Source organism: Crocinitomix algicola, assembly GCF_001661595.2.
GTDB lineage: Bacteria > Bacteroidota > Bacteroidia > Flavobacteriales_D > Crocinitomicaceae > Crocinitomix > Crocinitomix algicola.
On the sequence record NZ_LYPF02000031.1, the window covers coordinates 1 to 24036 of the forward strand.

Sequence of the window (24036 nt, forward strand, 5' to 3'; positions counted from 1 at the left end):
GAGACTTAGAATTAATGATATGATTAAGAGGTGTGGTTTCAAGACTTGGGTCAATTATTTCTGTTTAAAGTAGTAAAAATTAATGAATTGCTTCAAGGGGGCTTTACTTTAGGGGTTCGTAATTACTTATTGAATTGAAATATTATCTTTTCCTAAATAAAGTAAAATGAAACTTACTAATAGGTATAAATAATTGTGTTTTTGAATTAAATTGCCGTTTGAACAACAAAATTTCAATTAATTTTTGGCAAAATTTTAAAACAGTTAACCCAATTACGTGAAAAATCAATCAAAAAACGAAATTCAAAAAACGAAAAAACAAAACACTGTATTGGTTTTAATTGTCACCTTTTTTTGTGTTTTACTACTTTTTGATCGCTATACAACATTGTATTTTTTCGGCTTTAATTTTACCGATATTGATCAATTGGTCATGTGGAATGGAGCTTTAAATTATTCAAAAGGCATTTTTCATGAACCTTTTTTTTACGGTCAAGATTACAATTATATGCTGGAATCATTGGCGGCTGTGCCTTTGCTCAAGTTAGGTGTTCCAATTTACCAAGCAATGCCTATTGTAACGAGCTTTTTTACGTGTTTGCCATATCTCGTTTTTGCGGGATTGCTAATAGTAAAAAAGAGAATGTTTTGGGCTTGTGTTTTCCTCTCCACACTCGTGTTATTGCCGCTTGATTTTAATTTTTTGACAACTATTTCTCGTGGGTTTGTTCAGGGTATGCTATTCGTTCCTATGTTGTTCATGCCTTTATTTTATCACAATAAAAAAATCAGTTTATTCACTTTTAGTTTGGGCTCAGGACTTTGTTTAGTTGCGAATCCAAGTACTATTTTAATTGTGTTTCCATTTTTTGTTTACTATTTATGGGATAACTATAAATCGATTTCATTTTATCTAAATTTCCTCATTACAATCCCTCTGTTTATATTCGATTATTTTTCAAAATTATTTTACAAAAACAACCCTAATAGACTTATTCACGAAATAAATGGGGTTGAATTTAATTGGGATACGTTTTACGCGACTCTTTCGAATAGAAATCCCTTTGAATACCTATTCCCTATTGCAAAATATGGTGTAATACTATTTTTTGGAATAATATTATTTTTAGGACTTACAGCATACCTCAAAGGAAAAATAAGAGCGCTTTTATTTATTCTCTCATTTGGAATGATTGTTTTGGTGTCTCTTGGTATTACGAAGGTTCAATCTCCATATCCAGTTGAAGGTGCGGGTATATTCTTTAGCGTAAGTCGTTTTTATATCCTATTGCCGTTCGGCCTGATGGTTTCGTTTTATTTGGTTTTTAAATCGCAATTGATTAAAAATTATTTTCATTTTCCTTTAGTAACAGTAGTATTAATTATAGCTATTGTAAAAATGATTAACACTTCGCAGCATGCAGCTGAAACAATGAAGACATCAATTTTTCCAACGGCAAATGTTGAACAACTTAAAAGTGATTCTGAAAAAATTAAAAAATGGGCAGTGCGCTTAAAGGCAGATTTAATTGTATTTAAAATGTCGCCTTCATGGAGTTGGACAAACTGCTTAAATGCTTACGCTTTTGACCCTTTATTAAAAGTGAATAATGATAAATTATCCGATATCAAAGTGGTTAACCTTAATGGGGATAGAAGAACATGGTTGTATGATGAGGCGAATAAGAGTCGCAGAGTGTTGATGATTGGTTTCAATTTAGACAGTGAAACTTTAAGATCATATGAATATTTATCGATTGAAGATGAAATTATTTTTATAAAAAACCAAGACGCTCCAATCAGTACATTGTTTAAGGAATTTGATTTACAATTTGGGAAATAAATCGAGGTTAAAATCAAAATTTGCCTAAGTATAAAGTAGGTATATCTTTTATTGATATGATATACGAAATTTTGCGTATTGGAAAGAATTAAATGTTGAGCTAAATTTGATGAAAATCTAAAAACATGATTCATGTAGGAATTGTAGAGGATAACACTAAACTAGCAATCGACTTGAAGGAAAAAATCGAATTGTCCGCTGACTTTACGGTTAATTTTTTGGCAAAAAACGGAAAAGATGCTGTTTCACAATTTTCAGCGCAAAACCAACTTGACCTTATATTAATGGATATCGAAATGCCGATAATGAATGGAATTGAGGCTTGTCGTGAAATTTTAAATTTGAAACCTAATTTTCCAATTATTATCTGTTCGATTTATGATGATGAAAATTCTATTATGGAAGCAATTTTTGCTGGAGCATCAGGCTATTTATTAAAAGATGAATCACCTTTAAGCATACACGAAGCCATACATAATGCCATTCAAGGAGGGTCACCTTTAAATCCCGCTATTGCAAGAAAAACGCTTAAATTATTAGCGAGGCAAGCGCCGACTAAAAACCTTCAAACGAATTTTGGTTTGACAGAACGTGAATTTGAGATTTTAAAAATTTTAGCTTCAGGTAAAACATACAACCAAATAGCAGAACAACTCTATATTAGTCCCGGTACAATTCGAAAACACATCGAAAATCTATACAGGAAATTAGGTGTGAACAATAAAATTGATGCAATAAATAAACTCACAAATTAGAAATAATCCTTATTAGGAACGACTTCTAAAAAGTTTAAAATCCACTATATTCGAATAAAAAAATGAATGAAAATAGGGGTATTTACCATTTTCCTTTACTTGTTTTTCACTTTATTCAGCGCAAATGTTTCAGGCCAACTGAATGAAATTGATCGACTGAAAGTTGAAGCCAATAACGCGAGGTTCTCGAATACGAACGAAGCGAGTAGTATTTTATTAAAAGGACTACAAATCGCTAAAAAATCAAATAGTGAGTTAGACATCGGTTATTTTTACAGGAAGTTAATATCGGAGAAGGGGAATGCTCAACAATTGGATAGTGCCTTATATTATTTCCATAAAGGCCTTTCCTTTTATGAGTCCACACGAAATCAAAAGGGGGTGGAGAATATGGAGGATAACCTCTTAAAGGCACATTTGCACAGTGAGTTGGGCGAGGCGTTCAGCGCTAATTTAGATTTTGATCAGTCTCGTAAACTTTACAATCAAGCTCTTATTGAATATGGTGTATTAAATGATTTTATCGGCGTAGGAATAGTTAAAACGAACTTGGCTAATTTAGCACTTAAACAAGGTGATTTTCCAACAGCCATTCAAGCTTTTTTATCCAGTAAATCGATTTTTGATACGACTGAATATCATTATGTTACTGCTGAGATTTGCCAAGGTATTAGCTCAACCTACGAAAAAATGTCCAATCTAACAGGTGCAATTCAATTCGCCGAGCAATCACTCGCTTATATTAAAAAAGGCGATTACGAGTATCCTGGAATTATAAATGCGCAAATAAATCTTGCCAAACTCTGGGTAGCATTCGGGGACACTTTAAAAATGAAGTATTATATGAAGCGGGCAGAGGAAGGAATTGACACACTCTCATTACACTATTTGAAGCCAATGCTGGCAAATGTTCAAGCGTCATATTTTATGAATAAAAATGATTTTGAGAGTGCAAAACAAGTTTTATTGGCTGCAGAACCGAATTTAATAGAGAATAAAATTGATGCTATTCAAATATTTGAGTTTAAAAGGTTGTTGTCTGATGTTTTGATTACAACTGGAGACATCAAAAAAGGCGAGCTAATTTTGCGCGATATAATTGAAATAGTAGATAGTTTGGACATGTTTCAGGAAGGAGTTAAAGTAGCGAAATTATTGGCAGATTTATATGAAGAGGACCAACAGTATGAATACGCGTATTTTTTTCTAAAAAAGCATCATTTTTATAAAGATCAAACCATCGGTTTTAAGCAGCAAAAGGCTTTTAAAGAAATTGAGGCAAAGTATCAAAACTCCGTACAAAAAAACCAATTGCTCGAACAGAAAAGACAAATTGATGAGGCAGCCTGGCGCATTCAACAAAATGAATTTTTGGTAATTATTCTTGTTTTGTTATTGTTATTATCACTATTAATTTATGGTTTAATCAATCGTAGTTTGAGGCTAAGAAAACAAAAAGAACTACAAGCACAACATTTAAAATCAAGTCAAGAAAAATTACGAATTTCACGGGACTTACATGATAATATCGGAGCTGAGTTAACGCTAATTAAGTCTAAAATAGATCAACGTATTTATGTCGAAAAAGACCAAGCACATGTTCGTGAATTAAAAGAACTGTCAAACTCTTCAAAATATGCGATGGATGAATTACGAAAAACAATCTGGGCAACTAAGACGAATCAAATTATGTTAGCCGAATTGATTGAGAAAATTGAAGTCTTTATTCAACGTTTTGAAATTGATTATTCTATATCGAAAAATTATTCAGACCTTATCATTTCTGCCTTAACGGCGCTTAATGTGTATCGGTCAGTGCAAGAAGCGATGCAAAACTCGGTAAAACATAGCAATGCTACCAAAATTGATGTGATAGTTAAAAAATTAAAGGAGCGTAAAATACAGCTGGAGTTTCAGGACAATGGAACTGGGTTTGAATTGGCGCAAGTCACTGAAGGAAATGGAGTTCAAAACATGAAGGATAGGATGAGTGAAATCGAAGGTGAGTTTATGCTCCATTCATCCCAAAATGGGACAAAAATTAAACTCACCTTTTTATCGATGCAGAATAAAAAGTGAATCTCCCAAACACTTTAAAATCAACTCATCACTATCCTCCTGTTTCAACTTTCGAGGTCTCGGGTAAAATGCATTGACATTTTTTTAAAGAATAACGAGTTGCTTTATTGTTTTCCATATGAAGCCAAACCATGGCATTATGACTCCTCTCCTCGATGCTATATATTTTGCCACTTCCTACAAAGTTCCCTTCGAATATTATTCGCTCTGATTGAGCTGAAATAGTGGCTTCTTCAAAAATTTTATTATTGATAAACAATTCCCCATAGTTTAAGTCAATTACTGTCCCGGATACAATTTTAGAACGTAAGTAGAAATGAAAGAAACTATCTTTTGGTTGTAGTGTTTCTTTTACTGGATCAACGGAAGTTGCGTCCCAAGTTTCAACCTCTACTATCTCCCATGTACCATTGCCTTGAGCAAGTTTTGGAAACAGTTCGTTGTCGTCATTAATATCTGAAAATTGCTTGAAACAACCCGTTAATATTGAGGTTGATAGTAGGAGTAGTGTAATCTGTTTCATGTTTTTCGTTTTTTCCGTAGCTCTTCTAAATTGAGATAGAAAACTGCAGATAGGGTTATACTATGGCGGTTGAAATAAGGGCGTAATTCATTGCCTGAAGTAATGGAGATGGGTGCCAAAAAATCTTCTGGAAAATAAGAGTAATCAGGGTTTTTGGTAATGGAGTTATCTGAAAGGCCAAAGTCCTCGCTCTTTGCTATTCCGCCAATGCCTATTTTCGAATATAAATAACGGCACTCTAATGCGATAAAGTTCTTAAATCGGAATCGCAGTCCACCACCAAATGATAATCCAACTGTATATTTTTTATAAACTCCGTTATAAGCAAACTCATGGCTTAAATTGCGACTTTTGTCCGGATAGATATAATAAGAAACCATTCTAGTCCAGTTCCAATTTACACCAAATGTGCCGTAGAAGTCAAATCGTTTTGTGCCAAAAAAACCAACATCAAATAAGGTTTCTCTTCGGGTTTCTTTCCACGTGAAATTCCTACCAAAACCATTAGACCAATAGACGTCCCTTGATTGTGAAGTTTTCGTGCTCATTGCCGTAAAAACTATTGAATAACCATCTTGACCTACACCAGCTTGAAAAATGAATGCTCCAGTTAAGGCATCATTGCTAAAATTGTCGTCAACAGCAGTGAACTTTAAATTATTCTCTGAAAGTATAGGCTCCATAAAAGTTATGTATGAAGCGTAGCTTTTTTGTAAATCCGAATAGTCTGCGCGATAACCCATAACTCCGTAGGTTAATGACCCATATATATTTTGGGAAAATGAAAAATTACCCAATGGAAGTAGAATTAAAAACAGGGATGTTAACCTCATAGTTATAAGAATAATAGGGTTTTGAGACCCCAGTGACTAGTTTGAACTAAAGTTCGCTGGCGATAATTTTCAAACGAATTTGGGTTAAGTTCGCGGTTGAGCAATATCAAATCGTTAGTGTTAGAAAACCATCCTAATGAATAAAATAGTTGAAATCGTATGCCTGTATTCTTATCGGATGAACGACGGACAAGGTCAATGTGAAAGCAAGTATAGGCATCCATGTTAAAGAAAGCGCGGGTAAAATCAAAAGATTTTTTTGCGAAAGGACCTATTTCTGGCTTTTCACCATTAAGTTGTGTTCCAAATTTCACCCACGTTAGGCCAATAGGCATTAAACCAAAACCAAAGTCAAACCCAGCTTTATGGAATGGAGTCCACCAGGCGTCAATGATATCGATGTTAAATTGCGATATTTTCACACTCCTTTTAAAAGAATTGCCATTGGGTAATTCCCCTTTTACTTTGTCTTTTCTAGTAGAATAAGAAATGGTGAATATACTTGCTCCGCCAAAATCTGATTGGGTTCCCAAACTAAAGTCAAACCCATGCATCCACAAATTTTCCGATAATGATTGCGCTAACCATGGTCGTTGTGAATTATAATAAGCTTTGATATCTTGATAGGCTTTAAATCCTCCAATTTCCGCTCGGTAGCCAATATGAATGCCCTCACGATAGTTATCGGTTTTTTTTAATCCTTTTTGAGCGAAATGATGACTGCATAAACTCAAACTAAATAAGAATAGCAACGAATGGAGACGTAACATGGAAGATTTTTGTTCAAATTTAAAGAGATGAAGTCCGTCAAACAATACGCAGTTTATCGTATATTCTTTTAAGAAATCCTTAACAAACGGTCTGTTAGCATATTGTATTTTTGTATGTTAAAGAGTCTAAAATTATTTTTTTTCAGTTGAATTGAGATAACAATGAAGAATTTTGGTGCGATTATTATAAGTTTTTTGGTACTAATTGCTTGTAATCAAGAGAATGAAGTAGAACAAGTAATTACCTTTAAAGGTCAGCAAGTAACCGGAGTTACAGTTACTGCTGAAGGGAGAATTTTTGCTAATTTTCCGAGATGGCGAGAACGAGTCGTAAATTCGGTTGTCGAAATAAATGATGACAAGCGTTCATCTCCATATCCTAACGAAAAATGGAATAGTTGGAAGCTAGGTAACCCAATTGAAGAAAATGTCTTTCTTGCGGTTCAGTCCGTGGTGGCTTTTGATGGTGTTCTATATGTATTGGATACCCGAAACCCTTTATTTCAAGGAGTGCTAGATCAACCTCGTATATTTGCTTTTGATTTGGATTCAAATGAATTAATATCAACCTACTTGTTAAGTGAAAATGTCTATCATCATGATTCTTATATTAATGATTTGAGGGTGGATAAAAAGAAACAGAAAATCTACTTGACTGATTCGGGACATGCTGGTTTAGTAGTGTTAGATTTAAAAACTAAAAAGTCTATTCGAATTTTAGATAATCATTATTCCACTCAATCTGAAGTCAATCGTTTAAACTTTGAAAATGGTGTTTGGGAGAATACTGTTCATTCGGATGGTATTGCTTTTGATGCTAAAAACGATTATTTATATTTTCATGCATTAACAGGATATAGTCTTTATCGTTTATCGACTAACGAAATTTTAGATGCCGAAAACAAAGTAGAGTTTGTCGCGAAAACTTCGGCACCTGACGGTATGATAATAGACGAAAGTGGAAGGTTGTATTTTGCCGACTTGGAACATAATAAAATTATGAAAATGGATTTGCAAACAAAAGAAAAATCTGTTTTTGCTGAGGGTGATAAGGTGCGCTGGGCTGACACTTTTAGTATTTTTGACGGGTACTTGTACTTTACGAATTCGAGAATTAACGAAACGAGTGACGATATAAGCACGATGAGCTTCAGTATCAATAAAATAAAACTATAACAATTCGTGAAGAAGGGGTGGTTAACCCTGGGAAAAATATAATATTTTAATAGATAAACAAGGGCTGCTGTTCATTTGAAAATAGATTGAACCTTTAGCCGCTACATTCGCAATTTATGGACTATTCTAAAGGGTCAAATCAGTTTAAAAACTTAATTGCTTCACATTTTACTCGACGAGAACTGAAAGCGGGAGATTTTTTATACGAGTCAGGTGATTATTCTCCCTTTATTTACTTTTTAGAAAAAGGTTTGCTTCGTATGTTTTATTACAATGAAGAAGGCAAAGAAATTACGGCTTGGTTAACCGTTGAGCAAAATTTTGTGTCGGCAATTGGTGGTCCGTATTCAAACCAACCCGCGAAAGAATATTGTCAGGTTGTCGAGGATGTCGTTATTTATGAAATTAAATTTGATGCATTTGAAAAACTCTTGGAACAACCCCTAGGTGCAAAAATGACGTTTTATGCCTTATCCGAATTGAATCAGACGTTGTCCCGATACCTTCATTTTTTTAAATTCCATTCGGCTGAAGAGCGGTATAGAGCCTTAATGGATTTTGCTCCAGATATCATTAATCGGGTATCATTAGGACAAATAGCGAGTTTTTTAGGGATAAGCCAAGAAACATTAAGTAGAATTAGAGGTCGAATTTAACTTAATTTTAGGCCGTTTTTGACATATGTCAAAGGAATTTTGATGGTATAGTTTAAACTTTGTAGGGAAGTCTTGTTGATTTTGAATCTTGTGTAAAAGATGTGTCAACAGGACGCAATAAAATAAAACTATAACAATGAAATTTAACAAAATAACAATCGCAGGTGGTGGAGTACTTGGTGCTCAAATCGCATTTCAATCAGCTTTTCACGGATATGAAGTAATGGTTTACGATATTTCCGAGGAGGCTATAGAGAATACAAAAACCTTTTTCAAAAGAATTGGTGAGGCATTTATAACTGATTTGAATGCCAGTGAAGCTCAGGTAAACGAAGCAATTAATCGCATTAGTACCAGTATAAGTTTACCTGAGGCGGTTGAGGATGCAGACTTTGTGATTGAGGCCATACCGGAAAATCCAACTATAAAAACTGAGTTTTATCAACAATTAGGAAAATTGGCGCCTGCAAAAACCATTTTTGCAACAAATACTTCTACCTTACTTCCGAGTCAATTTGCAGATGCAACAGGAAGACCCGAGCAGTTTTTAGCCCTTCATTTTGCAAATGAAATTTGGAAAAGAAATACGGCTGAAATTATGGGCCATGATAGAACAGATAAAAAGGTGTTTAATCAGGTTGTTGATTTTGCAAAGTCAATAGGAATGGTCGCTTTGCCATTGAATAAGGAGCAGCCAAAGTACATTGTGAATACGCTTTTAGTGTCGCTTTTGAATGCTGGATTGGAATTGTGGGGAAAAGAGGTTGCAGACATTCATACCATTGATAAAACATGGACACTTTCAACGGGAGCGCCTTTTGGACCTTTCGCTATGATGGACGTGATTGGAATTAACACGGTTTACCAAGTCAATCAAATAAAGGCGAACGAAACGAAAGATCCAATAGACATTAAAATTGTGGATAAATTGAAAGAAATGGTTGAGGCCAATGAACTCGGTACAGCAACCGGAAAAGGTTTTTATTCATACCCTAATCCAGCATATAAAGACAAAGATTTTTTAAAATAAACAAAAACTAGGATACGTTAAAGTGCGATTTTTTTAATCGCACTTTTTTTATTATATTATTTTTCTGGTTTTTGCTTTTAACTGCTGTTATATTTGGCCCTATAACAATTGTTACCCATGAGTCACGAAAAATTTAATGAATTAGCATTTTATACGTTATCCCAAACTGACCCTTTTTTTATACATCAATTGGCTGTAGATGCGTTTGCAGCGCAAGCTGCTGATGAGCGTACCAAAAACATTACCTTAGTTTTTGCTGTCGTGGGTCTTTATTTGTTTGTAGAAAAAGACTTTACGGGAAAACAGGTGCAAGATGCTCATGTAAAATTGTCTCGATTTAAAGACCAATTGCCTGAAATTATCCTGCCGGTCGAACGAGGAAGTATTACAATTGATGATGTTTTAAAAGCTGAAAATAAAACGAATAAAATTAAAGCGTGGAGTAGGAGTGTATGGGGTAGTTTTAAGTCGAATCAATCTGTTGTTGAAGCGTTTTGCTCGACTTACTTGTAAATTTGACTTAAATTAGTGCTCATGGAGAATTATGTTGATGGTTATGTTTTTCCGATAAAGAAGAAGGATATACCGGTTTATTTGAACGTTGCCGAAGAAGTGGCGACGATTTGGAAAGGATATGGTGCAATTGAGTATAGGGAGTTTGTAGGGGATGATTTGATTTTTGAAGGTGTGCAAACTTTTCCTGAGCTGATGAACTTGTTGGAGGATGAAATACCAATTTTTGGTTGGGTGATATTTCCGACAAGAGAAATTCGTGATCGTGCACATCAGGAAGTTCGAAAGGATAAAAGAATGAATGAAATTTTGGCCCCTCTTCATGAAAACGGGCGACAGATTTTTGACGCCAAACGAATGGTTTTTGGAGGTTTTAAGTCACCTGAAAAATTAATTTAACCCAATAATTACCAGTGATGGAAGAAGCAAAGTTAATTTGTTTGAACCTGGAAGAGATAAGAAGAAGGAGTATTGTTCTTTGGAGAGGTTTGCCAGAAGATTTTTATAATTGGAAGCCAGATGATGATGCCATGACAGCGTTAGAAATGATTAGACATGTTTTAGCTGCAGATTATGGCTGGACAAAAATTATTAAAGGGGAGGATATGTCCAACTTCAAGTCTCCATGGGATGGTGTGCCTTTAAAGAACGTAGGGCAAGAAATTGAAATGGCAGTTCCATACCGGGAGGAGTTTATAAATACTGTTAAAAGTTTCTCTATAGAAGATTTGAAATCGACTAATATAATTCACCCTGGAAATGGAAAGGAAAAACCGTTGGGTCAATATATTCTTCGCATTGGATACCATGAAGCGGTGCATGCAGGGCAGTTTATTTCATATTTGCGGAGTATGAAGCTTCCACGTCCTTTTATTTGGGATTAATTGGTTGTATCAAGGTAAAATAACATGTTAATGCGCCTATTTTTTGCTCGCGTTAGGGATTGACGCAATTGTTTGAGCTCTCTTTCCGTCCGTCCGTCTCAGACGGACGGACGGAAAGAAGCGAGTGCATAAAGCCCGCCACTCAGACGCGATTTCGGCTGCAGTGGAACGCCCATCTTATGCTCATTTAAAACCCTTAAATTTCCTTAACGAACGCTAACAAAAGTTAAAATAAATTGTTTTTTGATGAACGGTTAACGAGGTGTGTAACGAATAATTACTTTTGGGTTATGGTTTTAATCTAGCGTTGATTTACCCTCACCTAACCAATTTAAATTATGCAAAACCTAAAATTTTTACTAGCTGTTTGGCTATGTATTACCCATGGAGAGATTCAAGCCCAAAATGTTCGTTTGACGGGGACTGTTATGGCTGAATCAGAAACCATAGATTTAGGGCAAATAGTGGTGTTTAACCGCAATGATTCGTCGCTTGTAAAAGGCTCGTATTTGGATTCAACTTATTTTTCGATGGTATTTAATTCAAAAGGTAGGTCGGACTTTTATGCTAAAATTACTTTACCTGAATACTTGGATACTTTGGTTGATTTTACAGTAATAGATACGGTGGTTGAATTGGGGAGCATTGTCATGACAAAGAATAAAGACCTTGAAACTGTAGATGTTGTATTTAGGAAAGAGATGTTTAAAAGGACGATGGATGGAGTTACCGTGAATGTGGAAGGAACCAATTTACAAAGTTTAACCAATTTGTTTGAAGTGTTAAAGGCATCGCCTAAAATTACGTCGCCTGATGATGAAACAATTGAAATTATTGGTAAGGGAAGTCCGCTAATTTTGGTTGATCGACAAGCGATTATATCGAATGATGAATTAAAGGCAATTCCTGCCAGTCAGATAGAAAGGATTGAGATTATTACTAACCCATCTGCCAAATATAAAGCTGAGGGTAGTGGAAATGGGGTAATAGAGGTGTTTACAAAGGATTTCCATTTGGAAGGGTATAATATGACAATAAGAACATCTTTTGGAATGAATACAAGAATGTATCCACAAGCGGGCTTAAATGCAGGTATTAGCATGAAAAAGAAGAAGTTTAGTTTGAATGGATATTTGGGAGGGAATTATTCTTCTAAGGATGGTTATGGGGAATCGTTTGGAATTAGCACTGATGATACGAATAGAGAGATTGTTCGGTCCAATAATTTCGAGAACAATAATGTATGGCAGTATTACAGCATTAAAGGTGCGTACCGGATTAATGATCGTCAAAAATTGGCTGCTGGCATTAATGGTTATGGGAGTATTGGAATGTATGACAATTCAAGTAATACGGACTATTTGATGAATAATGTGAGCTTATCGAGCGGCAATACCGCTTCTATTTCAGAATGGACTTGGTTAAATAATAGTGCCTTTATTAATTATACCGTTGATACCGATACAAATAAGAGTAATTTCTCTGTGAATTTGAATTATGTTAATAAGGTTGATAATAGTTTTAATGAGTCGTTGAGTCAATTTGAATCACCTATTGATGGCTCTAATTCAGAGTTTAATGTGCAAAACGTTTCGAAGAACATTCCAAATGTTGGTGAGTTAAGGGTGAATTATGAGCATTATTTTGACACCACAGGTTGGAAGTTGAATGTGGGAGGATCTTATAATTTATTGCTGAATACGAAATCTTTTGATCGTTATAATCGGTTAGCGGGGACTTGGACAATTGATGATGAATTTTCAAACTCATACGATTACCAAGAGCATATAGGTGCAGTTTTTGCGGAAGTATCCAAAAAGTGGGACAAATGGGGAGGTCGACTTGGGGTACGAACGGAGTACACACGTTTAGACGGATATAGTTATTCGTTAGAGAAACAGTTTATGGATTCGGCATATATTTTACCATTTCCAACAGCAAGTTTGATGTATGAACCGACCGAGAACGTTGCCTTAACAATGCATTATAAAGCGGGCATAAATCGTCCAGAATTTTCAAATTTTGATCCCTTTATTCGCGTAAATGATAGTTTGAGTATCAGTTATGGAAATCCATTTTTAAGGCCGGCTATTCGACAGTCAATAGGATTAGATTTAGATTTGTTTTATGCTTATTCGCTCTCTTTGGGTTATAATTATACAAAAGAACCAACGAGCGAACTTTCTTTCATTTCCGATGATTCATTTGTAGAAGAAACAACCCCTTGGAATGCATTGTATCAAGAAGGATTGAGTGCGAGTTTAACGTTACCTTTTCAATTGGATTGGTTACAGGGATATAATTCGATTTGGGTAGATTATGATCGTTATGTTTTTACGGATATTTTTGAACGAGATCCTTTTAATGTGCTGACATATGGAGTGTATTCATATTTAACTTTTATTTTGCCACACGACATTAATATTATGAATAGGCTGAGTGTTTCAAAATGGGGCGGTGATAGAAATGAAGCAAAACCCATGGCAAACTGGGGGCTTCGTGTAACAAAAAAATACAAGGGGGGAAATTTTCAACTTTTCGGAGAGGTGGCCAATATCGTGCCTCCAAAATACCGGTCAACAGTTTATGCAGGAAACTACCAGTATCAAACAATGAGTCAAAATGATTTTACCACCTTTAAAATAGGTTTATTCTTAAAATTTGGACGTTTGAAAGCTCCAACGCACATCGAAGAATCAAAATCAGGGCAGTCTGATAGACTCTAGATTTCAATGACTTTTTTACTTTCCGTATAATAGATTTCTCCTCGAATGTTTTGGTAGTTCAATTCTGACAAAATCGCTTTATAGGCTGCTAATTGTTTTTTATGACTAGGAGCCCAGTGCCCTGTTTTAAAATCAACTATTATTGTTTCTGTTGGCCGAAGAATGATTTTGTCTGGAATTAATTTTTCGCCTTCACTATTAATGAAAGCTTGTTCATTAATTTGTTCGCCAATGTTAAAATAATTGGCAAAATGTGGATCGTCAAAAAGGGTTTCTATGGTAGCTTTAATTTCTTTGGCTTCGTCTGAATTGATTTTTCCTTTTCTTTGCATTTTTTCAATAGCAGTTTCAAGGTCTTTTAAGCCACTTATTTCAGACAATATATAATGCACCTTTGTTCCAAACAATCGCTTTTCATCCATGTCATCAATGTCCCAATTTTCAGCAGACTTAAAACTTAAAACTGGTTTATCCATTTTCTTACCATGAAAGGTAATGGGGTAATTGTTGACCTCTTGGTGTTTACGAGAAGTAGGAGGTAGGAAATCACCATAAGTGAATTGGTTAGATTCAACTTTTCCAAGTTCAGTTTGGTTTATAAATGGAAGGATATAGTCTTTGGCAATTCCAACGGCTTTGTTGGGGTTACCGCTAAAAAATAACGCTCGTTCGGCCCGCGTAAAGGCCACATAAATGAGGTTGAGATTGTCCAAGATAACTTTCCCTTGTTGTTCTTCAAAAACATGCGCCAATTCGGTTTGGGCGATATTCTTGTTCATTTTCACAAAATAAGCAGGTAACCCATTCCATTCTTGCTCAACCCATGCTTTTTCTTTATTAAGTTCTATTTTCCAATCCATGAAAGGACATATAACGACAGGAAATTGCAACCCTTTAGATTTATGAATGGTCATGACTTGTACAGCGTTAGCTCCGTCGGGACTGACGATTGAGGTCCGATGTCCACGATCTTCATACCACTGAATAAACTCACGTAAACTTGAATTATTGAATTTTTCAAACAAGTGGACTTGTTCGAGTAAGAATTGTAGAAAAGGATTAGCTCCTAAATTTAAATGAAAGGTAGCAAGGATACTTTCGGTAAACTCATATAAGTTATGAAACTGATTTGGGAGTTTAAGTTCATAACCAAACTCTACCATCAATTGTTGGATGTTTTTAAAGGCTAAAACCTCCGTGTATTTGGCAATCGTTTCTCTCGGACTTTTATCAAGAATTAAGTTAGAGAAATGTTCGAGTGTTTTAATCTTATAATTCTTATTGGTAGGATTTATTAAGGCAGACATCAGGTTGACCACAAATTTTACTGTGAGATCTTTACCGATAAACAAACTATCCGGAGAAATTACTTTTATTCCTTTTTCCGTTAGGTAACGAGAAACTTCAGCTCCTGTACTATTGGTGCGTACGAGTACGCAAATGTCTCGTAGGGCATAATTGGTTGCTAACGCCTTTTCTACTGATTTATGAATGTAGACAAGTTGTTCCTCAAATGAAATTTTCTCCGTTAGATTCCCTTCAACATAGCCTGCGAATTTTTGCGTGGATAGCTGCTCGTTGTCCTTGTAAATAGACTGAAGAGATTCGGGTAATTTGGTTTTGTTAAAGGTGAAAAAAGCATTGTTAAATTCAACAACTTCAGGAGCTGAACGGAAATTGTATTTTAAGGTTTTCTTTTCACCTAAAGCCTTAAACAAAGGTTCTGCGTCATTTAATGAAGCGATATTGTCTGGGTTTAAAATTTTATCTGGAAGATTTGTAAACTGCTCAACTTCGCCATTACGCCATCGATAAATAGCTTGTTTACCGTCACCAACAATCAGATTGGTATTTTCGCTAGCAAGGGAATTGTGTAACAAGGGAATTGTATTTATCCATTGCATTTGGGAGGTGTCTTGAAATTCATCTAATAAAAAATGAGCATACCTAACCCCAAGCCGCTCGTAAATAAAAGGAACAGGTTCTTCCGTAATAACTTCAGCAATCTTACGGTAAAAATCGGAAATTAATAACACATTTTCCTCTGCTTTTACTTCTTCAACAAGTTGCAATAAATTATTAAGAAGGGAGAGGTTGTTGAGGTTTTTCAAAATTTCTCTATTCAATAAATAGGTACCATATTCACCGTCGTAAACGGCTTGAATTTGGTTAAAATACTGACCGAGTTGGTGTGAGATGCCTTCAACAGTTACTTTATTTGCACTGGAAGGATGACCCCATTTATCTGCATTAACATTTTTGATATGCGTTGGAGTTGGCCCTTTTTCTATCTCGCCTTCACTTAAACGTTTGAATAATGTGTAAACTGAATTTGATTTACCAACGAAATCATCGGCGGTTAACTGCTGATTTTTAATTAAATCATATGCTTCTTTGGCATTTCGAATTATTTTTTGTTTGATGATTGCATTATCCTTTGCAATGGATTCTTGAACATCTATAAAGTCTTTGGCTTTTAATTTTCTCAGTCTTTCAATGGCGTTGTGGGCATCTTCTTGAAATAGTTGTTGACTAAATTCCATAACTTGACCATTAAAATTCCACGATTTGTCTTCCGACAAATTAGCATTAGCATAACGAAGCATTAAAGCCGTTAAATCTCCATCGCGACCAATTTTATCAAAGATCAAGTCAGTAACTTGTTTTCGAAGTTTTTCCATGTCCAGTTCTACGTCAAAATCAATGGAAATATTAAGGTCCTTCGCAAAAGTTCGAATGACTTTATGTGTAAATTTATCGATCGTCATTACAGAAAATGCACTGTAATTGTGTAAAATGCTGTTTAGGATTTTATTGGATCGTAATTCAACAATATCTTCATTTAATCCCAAGTTTTTAGCCGTAGTTTTTAAAAAGGCCCAATCAGATTCAGTTTTTTTATTGGCGGATTTACTAAGTTGAATAAGCCCTTCAACAATTCGTTCTTTCATTTCGTTTGCGGCCTTATTGGTAAAGGTCATTGCTAAAATGGAACGAAATTTCAGCGGGTTTTTACTGTGTAAAACTATTCTCAGATACTCTTGAACGAGTGTGTACGTTTTTCCACTTCCAGCTGAGGCATTAAAAATTTGTAGGGGTTTATGATTTATCATTCTTTGCTTATCAATAGGTGATTAAAATTACAAAAATTGATTGCAAACTGGTTTGATTTCAATGAGATTTACTAACTTTCCTTCCTAGCATAGTTTTTTTTACTTTGATTTCCACTGAGTTTCTCTTGAAGGGATAATCATGGAAACTATTACTACAAACGCATGAAGCAAGTTTTACTCGGGTTATTATTGCTTAGTTCAGGTTTGATATTTGGCCAAGTTTTTCCGCAAATGGGGGCGCGTTCTGGTGGACTGGGGGGCGTGGGATTAACACTGTCGGATGTTTATGCGATTTACAATAACCCCGGAGCATTTGGTGCCTTGGACGAAACTTCGATAGGATTGAATTATGAAAATCGATTTCTATTGAAAGAAATTTCAACCCAATCTCTTGCTTTTGGTTACCACACCACTAATCAAGGAAATTTTGGGCTATCGTTTCAACAAAATGGTTTTAATTTATTCCGAGAGATGCAGGTAGGTCTTGTGTATAGCAGACAATTGTTTAAAGGTTTTTATGGCGGGTTTGGTCTAAATCTGCATCGCTTGCAAATAGGAGAAAACTATGGAACAAGAAATACCGCTTCTGGATCTTTAGGGATTTTTTATCAGGCGGAAAACGATTTACGCTTTGGGGTTCGCGTACAAAATATTTCACGAACAGAATTAGCGGAATATGAGGACGAACGATTCCCAACACGATTTGGTTTAGGTTTCGCATATGATTTTAGTGAATTTTTAACTTGGCTAGCTGAAATTGAGAAAACCATTGTTCACCCAATAAACATAAAGTCAGGTATAGAAGTTAATCCACATGAGGCTGTTTACTTACGTTTGGGTGTTAATTCATATCCTTTTCAATCCTCTTTTGGTTTTGGGTTTAAAGTAAATCAATTGTATTTTGATATGGCTGCACTCTGGCACAATACTCTTGGAATAAGTCCATCTGCGGGGTTAAAATATAGTTTCAACTAGTGCGAATTTGGGGATTAATCATATCATTACTGACGCCTCTTATCATTAATGCACAAGAAGAGAAGCAGCAAATTATTGAGCAGAGAATTGAGTTCATAGGAGAAAGTTTAGAGGATTCTGATATCGATTTAACGACTTATTTTGATGATCTCTATATTTATTACGAACAACCTTTAAATCTGAATACAGCTACTCAAGAAGAATTAATGCGATTGCATTTACTTTCGGACATTCAAATTATTTCAATACTCAATTATCGACAAAATTATGGTGATTTTTTGACGATTTATGAGCTGGGTGCAATTGAGCAATTGGACCCACAGACTATTCAGATGATACTACCCTTCGTGGGTGTACAGGAATCGAAACAGGATAATTTCCGGTGGAAGAATGCGTTCCGTTACAGTCGACATGAAATTACATTGCGTTACATCAACACGTTTGAGCAGAAAGAAGGGTATATTCCCAAACCAGACAGTATTCTTGCAGCGTCCCCCAATAAACAATATTTAGGAAGTTCAGACCGGTTATATATGCGTTATAGAAGTACGTATAACGATCGTTTAAGCTATGGTCTTACTGGTGAAAAAGATGCAGGAGAAGAATTTTTTAGAGGTTCGCAAAAACAAGGTTTCGATTTTTATTCTGCTCATTTATTCTTACGTGATTTTTGGAAATTTAAAACAGTTGCATTAGGAGATTATCAGGTGAATTTTGGGCAAGGATTAACCATGTGGTCGGGATTTGGGATTGGAAAGTCGGCGGATATAATGAATGGTAAACGTTATGCTACAGGACTGAGGCCATATACATCAGTAAATGAATCTCGTTTTTTGAGGGGGGGAGGTATTGAATTAAGTCACAAGAATTTAAATTTTACGGCATTTGGTTCACATAAAAAAATTGATGCAAATCTTAATTTAGGAGATACATTAGACGGTTTTGAAAATAGCTTTACTTCGTTTCAAATATCTGGATATCACCGAACCCCGGGAGAGTTAGAAAAGAAAAACACTTTGCAAGAAACCATTGGGGGTGGTGAAATAGCCCTGAAAGGCAATTCTTTCCGTATTGGGTTGTCTTCGGTTTACACAGCTTTTAGTCAGCCGCTTTCTATCGATACCTCAGGCTATAAAAAATTTAAATTCGCGGGTAATTCAATGGCGACGACAGGTGTGAACTACCGTTTTTATATCCGTAAATTAACCCTGTTTGGTGAGACGGCTATGAGTGATAATCTGAAATTTGGAACAGTGACTGGATTATCATGGCATGTTGATCCGAGATTTGATTTTTTAATGATTTATAGAAATTATGATAAAGCATTTCAGTCTATGTATTCAACAGCATTTGGTGAGTCGTCTGATAATTCAGGAGAAAGAGGCGTTTATTTAGGGGTGCAAGCTAGATTAACTAAAAAAATAAGCCTTAATCTTTATTATGATCAATTTCAGTTTACCTACTATAAATGGTTAACGAATGATTATTCGCAAGGCAGAGAGTTTTTTGCTCAGCTAAACTTTAAAGCCTCTTCAAGATCTAGTTTTTATCTTCGATTTAGAAATAAAGTCACTGAACGAAATAGCAAAGAAGACGCTTTTGGAATAAAGGGACAGGTGAATATTATTAAAAATACAATTCGCCTAAATTATGATCAACGTATAAACGATCAATGGTCATTTAAAACACGTGCCGAAGTGGTTCAACATTTTTTTGGAGATCAATTGAGCACGGGAATCATGTTTTTTCAAGATTTAAAATTTAAACTTAAAAAAACGCCAATGACAATCTATGGCCGATATGCAATTTTTGATACAGATAATTATGATTCACGTATTTATGCTTACGAGAATGATTTATTAGGTGTTTTTAGTATTCCTTCTTATTATTATAAAGGAATTAGAACTTACCTTATGGTGAAATATGATATTGGTAGGAGAATTGATTTTTGGCTACGATGGGATGTGTTTTCTTTTGCCAATCAAGATTCGATTTCATCAGGATTAGAAGAGATACAAGGAAACGAAAAAACAACAATTAAATTACAAGTCAAGATCAAACTTTAATGCAACATATTTTTACGCCCCCACAAACTACCTATAAAAATACATACGACCAAGATGCCTTCGATTTGACTTGGCGCTACAATGCTTTCATGAGCTTTCTTTATCTTCTGCTTATACTTGCAGGAGGATTAAATAACATCGTTCTGTTTTTGGGAGGATTGGGTTGCTGGCTGACGCCAATTACATCCTTGTTTATTTTGCACAGGACCAGGAAGTATAAATTTGTAGCCTACCTGCAAGTTACCGTTGGAACAATTGCGACAGGAATTATTTTGAATTTAAATATTGTGCATGTACACTCTATTGAAATTGTTTATATGCTGCTTGTAGTGCTTTATGCTTTTCTGGTGCTTGGATCTCAAATTGGTATGATTTCAATAAGTGTCCAATTGTTCTGGTTTATTCTTTATTTTTTATTTGCAGAACCTAAAACGTACGAACCTTTAACCTTGGTACAATCTTTTTCAATTGTATTAACGATTGCTGTGGGAACTGTGTTATTTGGATTTTTAATATTGCAGTTTTTGAAACTTCGTGAAAAGTCAGAAAATAAATACTTATCGATTAATAAGGATTTGAATGAAATTAATCACCTCGTTAACCTTCAGTATCACGAAAAAACAGTCATGCTAAAAGAAATCCATCATCGGGTTAAAAATAATTTACAAGTAATTTCCAGTTTACTAAGGTTACAAGTCTATGAAATTGAAGAGGAGGAATTAAAAGCGCATTTTCAAGATGCCATCCATCGTGTCTCTGCTATGGCCCTAATTCATGAGAAAATGTATCAAAATGAAAACCTGTCAAAAATTAATATAAAAAATTACATCAATACGCTTGCGGAGGAGTTAATTTCAACGCATGCTCATGAAACTGAAATCAATTTGGAGGTATCAAGTTCAATTTATGAGCTTGGAAACGATACCCTTGTCCCTCTTGCATTGCTAATCAATGAACTTATAGTGAACACACTTAAACATGCTTTTGAAGGTGAATCACAAGGACGTATTAAAATTCAAATTAGCCGCATTAATTCCAGTAATCGTTTTCAATTTATTTATGCCGATTCTGGTGTATGGAAAGAATGCACGAAGCCAAGTTCGTTCGGTCTTGAATTGATTTCAACTTTAACAGAACAACTGGAAGGAGAAATGGAACGTAAAATAGAGAATGGAACTGTTTACTCTTTTGTTTTAACCGATTTAGTGTAGATTATTTCACCAAAAGTTGCAAAGCAGGAATAATTTCTTCGATTGGAACAATATGATTGTAACTGCCATTCCCAATCCCTTTAAGTAAAGTGAAGTTAATTCCGCTAGTGGTGTTTTTTTTATCATTTAACATTAAATTTAATATTGCTGGAAAATCAGCTTCTTTTACAAGCGGTAATTCAAATAATTCATTCAGGCCATTTTTTATTTGATCAAAATCGTTTGGTGTGATGAATTTTTTTTGCATTGAAATATAACTTTCGGTTAGTAAGCCTGCAGCCACAGCAAAGCCATGGGGAATTGCTTTGTTTTGACTGATAAAAAATCCTTCAACGGCATGTCCAATCGTATGACCAAAATTGAGGATTTTTCTTTTACCCTCTTCTTTATGGTCTTCAACTACAATGTCCCGTTTTATCGCTACTGAAGTTTTTATGCGATCGAGGAGTTTATTTGATTGACTAACAGGGTTTATTCGTGTCAAGTCTTCCCAGTATGATTTATAAGCGATGAGTCCGTGTTTTAACATTTCCGCATAACCGGACTTAATTTCTTCCTCGGGTAAAGTCGTCAAGAAATTGGTGTCAATAAAAACAAAGTCAGCATCAGCAAAAACACCAATTTGATTTTTAAAAGGACCTAAATCTACACCAGTTTTACCTCCTACAGAAGCGTCAACTTGTGCGAGTAAGCTGGTTGGGACATTGATGAAAGGAATACCTCTTTTATAAGTAGACGCTACAAAACCACCTAAATCCGTGATCATTCCACCTCCAATATTAATAATTAAATCTGAGCGACCAATTTCATAAGCACTTAACGTTTCCCAAAGTTGAAGGCAAATTTCAATAGATTTTGAAGATTCGCCAGCAGGTACTTGAATAATTTCAGCCTCGCGTAAACTGTCGTTCTCGAGTATAAAATGCTCTATCCATAAATCATAAATGTGCTCATCTGTGAAGATGATTTTTTTCGCGTTTTTAAATCGACCTGTTGAGATTAAATCATTAAAACCTGAATCGGATAATGCGCCAAATCTTATTTCAGAATTGTTGTAGTTAAGTGTGTTCATAATGCTTTAACAAAGATAAAACTTTCATAATTTCATATTAAAATTCAGCTTACCCTTTTATAGAAAACATAAGAATTAAAAAAACGACCTTATTTATGTTTACTCGTTTAATTCTTGCAGTAAATTATTTTATACTTAAACTTGAAAATTCAAATATTTCACCATCAAATAAGCCTAAATCACTCATTTTTAGTTGAGGTATAACCAATAAAGCCATAAATGAAAGGGTCATATAAGGAGATCGAAGTGTACTACCCATTTCTTTTGCTTTCAAATCTAGCTTTTCATACAATGGACCTACTTCTTCAGCAGATTTATCACTAATAATGCCAGCGATTGGTAAAGGTAGAACATCAACTGTTGTGGGAGAAGCCGCCGCAATTCCACCTTTTTGCGCAATAATGGCATTAGCAGCAATGGCAATTTGTTGATCATCTGTTCCAACCACAATTATGTTATGAGAATCGTGTGCAACTGAAGAAGCGATAGCACCTTCTTTTAATCCGAAGTTTTTAATAAATCCAACTGCTGGTTTGCTGTTATTGTAGCGATTTATAACCACGATTTTAAGTAGATCCCTATCGATATCAGACACATATTGACCGTTTTCTATTTTTGCTTCAACGATGCTTTTTTTTGTAATTAGTTCTCCATCTAAAGCTTCAATTACACGGATGGTCTTTTCTGTTGCTTTTATACTTAGATCAGTCGCCTTGATAGGAGCACAGTTAAAATAGTTTGGTTTGTTGTATTGAACAGGCTGAATTTTTGATTCACCCATGTCATAGACAATATCACCATTAATAAACGTTTGTTGGACCTTAAAGTTTTTGAGATCTTTAACAACGATAAAATCTGCATCATCTCCTATATTTAGTAAACCACAGTTCAAGTTATAATGTTTAACGGGGTTAATGCATGCCATTTTGAGAACGCTAAAAAGTGGTATTCCTACATCAATTGCACGTTCAACTAATGTATTAATGTGGCCAACGAGCAAATCATCGGGATGTTTATCATCTGAACAAAACATCATCATGTCTGCCCATTCCTTAGCAAGGGGTATAAGGGCATTAAAGTTTTTCGCGGCGCTTCCTTCTCGCACCAAAATTTTCATTCCTTTCTGAAGTTTTTCTAACCCTTCTTCAAAAGTGTAACTTTCATGATCCGTTGAAATTCCTGAATTGATATAGGTCGATAAATCGTCGCCCATAAGTCCTGGCGCATGTCCATCGATAGGTTTGTTAAAATGTTTGGCCCATGCTAATTTTTTCAACACAGATTCATCTTTATAAATTACACCGGGGTAATTCATCATTTCAGCGAGGTATAAAATTTCTGGTCTCTCAAGCAATTCTTTTATTCCTTTATCCTCAATTGTAGCACCTGCAGTTTCAAAGGCTGTAGCGGGGACACAAGAAGGAGCACCAAAATTGAATTTAAAAGGAACCTTATTTCCGTTTTCAACCATAAAATTAACGCCCTCAATTCCTAAAACATTTGCAATTTCGTGTGGGTCGGAAACGGTTGCCGTTGTTCCGTGTTTAACCGCGATTCTTGCAAATTCAGAAGGAACAAGCATCGAACTTTCAATGTGAATATGAGCGTCAATAAAACCGGGTAAAATATAATTTTCTTCACTATGCTCAACTCGGTTTATAGCTTTAATTTTTCCATTTTCAATCAGAACTTCTCCTTTGTAAATTTGTTGATTTTCAATGTCTACGATATTGCCTTTTACTGTCAAAACTAGTTGTGTTAAATTTTTGAAAATAATCAAGAAGCAATGTAGTAAATTCCATTTATATTTA

19 protein-coding genes are annotated in these 24036 nt (G+C 35.0%); 13 read left to right on the forward strand and 6 right to left on the reverse strand.

The window, feature by feature from the left end; genetic code table 11:
• Positions 1 to 277 precede the first annotated feature (277 nt).
• The 3 genes from A8143_RS16035 to A8143_RS16045 all read left to right on the forward strand — a co-directional run bounded on the left by A8143_RS16035 (position 278) and on the right by A8143_RS16045 (position 4677).
• A complete protein-coding gene (locus tag A8143_RS16035) occupies positions 278 to 1843 on the forward strand; it encodes a hypothetical protein (protein ID WP_070138579.1) in 1566 nt (521 codons plus the stop codon).
• A gap of 125 nt (positions 1844 to 1968) precedes the next feature.
• Positions 1969 to 2598: a response regulator gene (locus tag A8143_RS16040; protein WP_070138580.1), complete on the forward strand. Its 630-nt coding sequence runs from the start codon at positions 1969 to 1971 to the stop codon at positions 2596 to 2598.
• A 66-nt stretch (positions 2599 to 2664) separates the two neighbouring features.
• Positions 2665 to 4677 carry a tetratricopeptide repeat-containing sensor histidine kinase gene (locus A8143_RS16045; protein WP_070138581.1) on the forward strand — a complete coding sequence of 671 codons (2013 nt, stop codon included), beginning with the start codon at positions 2665 to 2667 and terminating at the stop codon, positions 4675 to 4677.
• 31 nt (positions 4678 to 4708) lie between these two features.
• On the opposite strand, the gene A8143_RS16050 is transcribed toward A8143_RS16045, so the two are convergent.
• Genes A8143_RS16050 through A8143_RS16060 form a run of 3 tightly spaced genes read right to left on the reverse strand, consistent with a single transcriptional unit; the run spans position 4709 to position 6803 of the window.
• Positions 4709 to 5200: a hypothetical protein gene (locus tag A8143_RS16050; RefSeq protein ID WP_070138582.1), complete on the reverse strand. Its 492-nt coding sequence runs from the start codon at positions 5198 to 5200 to the stop codon at positions 4709 to 4711.
• Positions 5197 to 6033, reverse strand: a complete 837-nt coding sequence (locus A8143_RS16055; RefSeq protein WP_139134404.1) for a hypothetical protein — start codon at positions 6031 to 6033, stop codon at positions 5197 to 5199. The genes A8143_RS16050 and A8143_RS16055 overlap by 4 nt, the downstream gene beginning before the upstream one ends.
• Positions 6034 to 6035: 2 nt before the next feature.
• A complete protein-coding gene (locus A8143_RS16060) occupies positions 6036 to 6803 on the reverse strand; it encodes a hypothetical protein (RefSeq protein WP_070138584.1) in 768 nt (255 codons plus the stop codon).
• 162 nt (positions 6804 to 6965) lie between these two features.
• On the opposite strand from A8143_RS16060, the gene A8143_RS16065 reads away from it, so the two are divergent.
• The 7 genes from A8143_RS16065 to A8143_RS16095 all read left to right on the forward strand — a co-directional run bounded on the left by A8143_RS16065 (position 6966) and on the right by A8143_RS16095 (position 13788).
• Complete coding sequence (locus tag A8143_RS16065) at positions 6966 to 7979, forward strand: SMP-30/gluconolactonase/LRE family protein (protein ID WP_070138585.1); 1014 nt, start codon at positions 6966 to 6968, stop codon at positions 7977 to 7979.
• A gap of 116 nt (positions 7980 to 8095) precedes the next feature.
• Complete coding sequence (locus A8143_RS16070) at positions 8096 to 8635, forward strand: Crp/Fnr family transcriptional regulator (RefSeq protein WP_083261428.1); 540 nt, start codon at positions 8096 to 8098, stop codon at positions 8633 to 8635.
• A 136-nt stretch (positions 8636 to 8771) separates the two neighbouring features.
• Positions 8772 to 9665, forward strand: a complete 894-nt coding sequence (locus tag A8143_RS16075) for a 3-hydroxyacyl-CoA dehydrogenase (RefSeq protein ID WP_070138586.1) — start codon at positions 8772 to 8774, stop codon at positions 9663 to 9665.
• Between the two features lie 117 nt (positions 9666 to 9782).
• On the forward strand, positions 9783 to 10178 hold the full coding sequence (locus A8143_RS16080) for a DUF5946 family protein (RefSeq protein WP_070138587.1): 396 nt from the start codon (positions 9783 to 9785) through the stop codon (positions 10176 to 10178).
• A gap of 21 nt (positions 10179 to 10199) precedes the next feature.
• Positions 10200 to 10577 (forward strand): DUF1428 domain-containing protein, encoded by a 378-nt coding sequence (locus A8143_RS16085; RefSeq protein WP_070138588.1) that lies wholly within the window; start codon positions 10200 to 10202, stop codon positions 10575 to 10577.
• A gap of 17 nt (positions 10578 to 10594) precedes the next feature.
• A complete protein-coding gene (locus tag A8143_RS16090; RefSeq protein ID WP_070138589.1) occupies positions 10595 to 11062 on the forward strand; it encodes a DinB family protein in 468 nt (155 codons plus the stop codon).
• A gap of 338 nt (positions 11063 to 11400) precedes the next feature.
• Positions 11401 to 13788 (forward strand): outer membrane beta-barrel protein, encoded by a 2388-nt coding sequence (locus tag A8143_RS16095; protein WP_070138590.1) that lies wholly within the window; start codon positions 11401 to 11403, stop codon positions 13786 to 13788.
• On the opposite strand, the gene A8143_RS16100 is transcribed toward A8143_RS16095, so the two are convergent.
• On the reverse strand, positions 13785 to 16901 hold the full coding sequence (locus A8143_RS16100; protein WP_070138591.1) for a UvrD-helicase domain-containing protein: 3117 nt from the start codon (positions 16899 to 16901) through the stop codon (positions 13785 to 13787). The two genes, A8143_RS16095 and A8143_RS16100, sit on opposite strands and share 4 nt — an antisense overlap.
• 162 nt (positions 16902 to 17063) lie before the next feature.
• On the opposite strand from A8143_RS16100, the gene A8143_RS16105 reads away from it, so the two are divergent.
• The 3 genes from A8143_RS16105 to A8143_RS16115 are packed head-to-tail and all read left to right on the forward strand — an operon-like array spanning position 17064 to position 21153.
• Positions 17064 to 17876 carry a PorV/PorQ family protein gene (locus A8143_RS16105; protein WP_070138592.1) on the forward strand — a complete coding sequence of 271 codons (813 nt, stop codon included), beginning with the start codon at positions 17064 to 17066 and terminating at the stop codon, positions 17874 to 17876.
• A complete protein-coding gene (locus A8143_RS16110) occupies positions 17876 to 19942 on the forward strand; it encodes a ComEA family DNA-binding protein (protein WP_070138593.1) in 2067 nt (688 codons plus the stop codon). Before A8143_RS16105 ends, A8143_RS16110 begins: the two co-directional genes overlap by 1 nt.
• A complete protein-coding gene (locus tag A8143_RS16115) occupies positions 19942 to 21153 on the forward strand; it encodes a sensor histidine kinase (protein ID WP_070138594.1) in 1212 nt (403 codons plus the stop codon). The genes A8143_RS16110 and A8143_RS16115 overlap by 1 nt, the downstream gene beginning before the upstream one ends.
• A 1-nt stretch (position 21154) precedes the next feature.
• Here the strand turns inward: A8143_RS16115 and aroB are convergent, their stop codons facing one another.
• Both aroB and ade read right to left on the reverse strand, forming a co-directional pair.
• Positions 21155 to 22225 carry a 3-dehydroquinate synthase gene (aroB, locus tag A8143_RS16120; protein ID WP_070138595.1) on the reverse strand — a complete coding sequence of 357 codons (1071 nt, stop codon included), beginning with the start codon at positions 22223 to 22225 and terminating at the stop codon, positions 21155 to 21157.
• A 124-nt stretch (positions 22226 to 22349) separates the two neighbouring features.
• Positions 22350 to 23972, reverse strand: coding sequence for an adenine deaminase (ade, locus tag A8143_RS16125; protein ID WP_070138604.1), 1623 nt, complete (start codon positions 23970 to 23972; stop codon positions 22350 to 22352).
• Positions 23973 to 24036 lie beyond the last annotated feature (64 nt).

Coding starts and splice junctions, on each gene's coding strand:
- A8143_RS16040 (WP_070138580.1), top strand. CDS start 1,969: ATGATTCATGTAGGAATTGTAGAGGATAACACTAAACTAGCAATCGAC.
- A8143_RS16045 (WP_070138581.1), top strand. CDS start 2,665: ATGAAAATAGGGGTATTTACCATTTTCCTTTACTTGTTTTTCACTTTA.
- A8143_RS16050 (WP_070138582.1), bottom strand. CDS start 5,200: ATGAAACAGATTACACTACTCCTACTATCAACCTCAATATTAACGGGT.
- A8143_RS16055 (WP_139134404.1), bottom strand. CDS start 6,033: ATGAGGTTAACATCCCTGTTTTTAATTCTACTTCCATTGGGTAATTTT.
- A8143_RS16060 (WP_070138584.1), bottom strand. CDS start 6,803: ATGTTACGTCTCCATTCGTTGCTATTCTTATTTAGTTTGAGTTTATGC.
- A8143_RS16065 (WP_070138585.1), top strand. CDS start 6,966: ATGAAGAATTTTGGTGCGATTATTATAAGTTTTTTGGTACTAATTGCT.
- A8143_RS16070 (WP_083261428.1), top strand. CDS start 8,096: ATGGACTATTCTAAAGGGTCAAATCAGTTTAAAAACTTAATTGCTTCA.
- A8143_RS16075 (WP_070138586.1), top strand. CDS start 8,772: ATGAAATTTAACAAAATAACAATCGCAGGTGGTGGAGTACTTGGTGCT.
- A8143_RS16080 (WP_070138587.1), top strand. CDS start 9,783: ATGAGTCACGAAAAATTTAATGAATTAGCATTTTATACGTTATCCCAA.
- A8143_RS16085 (WP_070138588.1), top strand. CDS start 10,200: ATGGAGAATTATGTTGATGGTTATGTTTTTCCGATAAAGAAGAAGGAT.
- A8143_RS16090 (WP_070138589.1), top strand. CDS start 10,595: ATGGAAGAAGCAAAGTTAATTTGTTTGAACCTGGAAGAGATAAGAAGA.
- A8143_RS16095 (WP_070138590.1), top strand. CDS start 11,401: ATGCAAAACCTAAAATTTTTACTAGCTGTTTGGCTATGTATTACCCAT.
- A8143_RS16100 (WP_070138591.1), bottom strand. CDS start 16,901: ATGATAAATCATAAACCCCTACAAATTTTTAATGCCTCAGCTGGAAGT.
- A8143_RS16105 (WP_070138592.1), top strand. CDS start 17,064: ATGAAGCAAGTTTTACTCGGGTTATTATTGCTTAGTTCAGGTTTGATA.
- A8143_RS16115 (WP_070138594.1), top strand. CDS start 19,942: ATGCAACATATTTTTACGCCCCCACAAACTACCTATAAAAATACATAC.
- aroB (WP_070138595.1), bottom strand. CDS start 22,225: ATGAACACACTTAACTACAACAATTCTGAAATAAGATTTGGCGCATTA.